The 1,031-nt window shown below is 30.6% G+C and carries 1 protein-coding gene; it reads right to left on the bottom strand.

The features are described 5' to 3' along the window. Window positions 1-267: 267 nt before the first annotated feature. Complete coding sequence (locus tag M4I21_RS18465) at window positions 268-822, bottom strand: toxin-antitoxin system YwqK family antitoxin (RefSeq protein WP_249560702.1); 555 nt, start codon at window positions 820-822, stop codon at window positions 268-270. Between the last annotated feature and the right edge of the window lie 209 nt (window positions 823-1,031).

Below are 1,031 nucleotides of genomic sequence, written 5' to 3'. Positions count from 1 at the left end.
GGCGATGGAACACATTTTCCAAAGGGGCGGGAACAGCGTAGCTGTGTAGCAACTTTGGTCAGCTTTTCGCTGAATGTGTTCCATCGTTTAGTATAAGAATAGTAAGGGGTTAAAATGCACTAACTTTCAGTTTAGTACTTAGCCAAATTTTTGATTTGGTATTTTACCTTTTTACTATTCTAAATGCCAAATCAAAGATTTAGCGGACTTTATTAATTTGTACCAACTTTGGGTTTGGCACTTAGCCCTTATTATTTTTATACCTTGTTATGTGTTGCCTTTTTTCCATCTAGTTTCGTGCTTTGTTACTTTAATAATTTTTCCTGTTATATCATAAAACTTCCATTCTCCAGATTTATAATCTTCTTCAAATTCTGAATTGTTGTAGAAATCGGAAAACATAAAATCTTCATAACCACTTTGATAGTGTTTTTCGGCTTTAATATTTCCATTTTTATAATATTCTATTAATTTCATATTAACTATCATTGAATGACAGCCATCATTTGGGTTCATTAACCAATTGTCATAAGTAAGTACTCTTAATAAAACACCATTGGTGTCATAATATTCAAAGTCGCCAACATTCGCCCAACAAGCGAATTGGTCAGACGTTTGTCCTTTCGCTTTTATATTTCCATTTGAATAATATTCCGTCCATTTTCCACCTAACGCTCCTGGGCTCTCATATTCATATTTTGTTCTAATATTAGAAGTGGTATCTAAAACAATTTGATTATCTAAAATATATTCGCTTTTTTCAATAATTAGAGAATCTTTTTTGATAGTAATTGTTACTATATTTCCTTCGGTTTCATACAAAGTCTCAATTTTATTTTTATTGAATGTTTCAGATTTTTTGACTGAAATATTATTGCAGTTATAAAAACACACACAAATTAATAAAATTATAAGGTTCTTCATTTTTTTTAGGTTACACATAACTAGTCAGTAACCTCATTTTATTGCGTTTATTTCGCCAATAGGGTTGTGTAAACGCACGTTTTACATTTCTAGCTATTATTAGGTTG

It is taken from the genome of Cellulophaga sp. 20_2_10, assembly GCF_023476645.1.
Classification (GTDB): domain Bacteria; phylum Bacteroidota; class Bacteroidia; order Flavobacteriales; family Flavobacteriaceae; genus Cellulophaga.
The sequence above is the reverse complement of the archived record's forward strand: the minus strand, read 5'-3'. Positions and strand labels throughout refer to the sequence as shown.